Below are 1157 nucleotides of genomic sequence, written 5' to 3' on the forward strand. Positions count from 1 at the left end.
CTTCTTTACTGAAGGTTTTAAGCACATGTTGAATCTGGAAGGCCAGCTCACGTGTTGGAGCCAGAATGAGAGCGACAGGTTCATGTGAACGATGCTTTCTGTCCCAGAGCTTTTGTAATAAAGGCACAACAAATGCTGCGGTCTTGCCTGTCCCTGTGGCCGCACAGGCCAATACGTCCTGACCGGCTAAAATAAGCGGGATCGTTTCTTCTTGAATTGGCGTAGGGGTGGTGTAGCCGTGAGCAGCGATAGCGCTCAACAGGCTGTCTTCTAACATGAGATCTTCAAATGACATTTAGCGGTGTATCCGGAATGCAGTGATGACGTTATCCATCATCATTGGAACAATAACAAGGTCTTTCTCAGGCATAACTGTATGGTCAGCACTACCTGGATTAAATTCAATCAAAGTTTCACTTCTTCCTTCAGGTGTGATTTTTAATAATCGGCCTTTCATCCAATCGGTGACCAGGTAATTCCCCTGACCATCTGCTTCGATGCCATCCAGATTACCCACGGGCGATTGGTCACCCAGGCTTTTCATCTGTTGTGTAATCAGATCAATGATTTTTAAATGTCCCGGCGTCTCGGTTTCAAACCCTTTGGTCATATTGCCCCAGCTGGCGACAATCAGATTATTATGCTCAACCAAAAGACCGTTGGGGGATTCTAGAGCAGGGTCATCCATCCAGACATTAAAGTCATCACCAGACAAGCGATAGATGCGGTTTGTCATCATGTCGCTGACGTAAACATGTCCCTGTTTATCAATGGCCACATCATTCAGAAATTGGGCATTCTCCGCGGGGTAACGCTTGATGATGCGTTGTTCAGCAATATCAATGACCACCAGTTCATCAATATCAGAAACATAGAGATGGTTACCACTGAGTGCCAATCCTTTTGGGGCATTGAGGCCATCCAGCCAATGCAGTTTTTCAATCTCACCTTTGACTGATAATTGGCTAATAAAGCCATTACCATCTGCATCTAGGGGATTGCCATTAACATTCGAGACATATAAATGTTTTGTGATGGGATCATAGATAACAGATTCAGGTGTTTTAAGTTCTGCCGGGCTGCTCCATACAGGTGACAGCACTGTGTTAGCACAGACCTGTACTGACATTAATAAGCCGGTCAGCAATAGCGTTAAC

Annotated in this window: 2 protein-coding genes; both read right to left on the bottom strand. The window is 45.3% G+C overall.

The genetic code is table 11. The features are described from left to right. The coding region (locus B4K20_RS02595) for a DEAD/DEAH box helicase (protein ID WP_289281775.1) at positions 1 to 295 on the bottom strand (295 nt) is incomplete at its 3' end. Then, positions 296 to 1157: SMP-30/gluconolactonase/LRE family protein (locus B4K20_RS02600; protein WP_289281776.1), on the bottom strand; the 862-nt coding region annotated here is incomplete at its 5' end. It lies immediately after the preceding gene.

It is taken from the genome of Methylophaga sp. UBA5088 (genome assembly GCF_002414625.1).
GTDB lineage: Bacteria > Pseudomonadota > Gammaproteobacteria > Nitrosococcales > Methylophagaceae > Methylophaga > Methylophaga marina.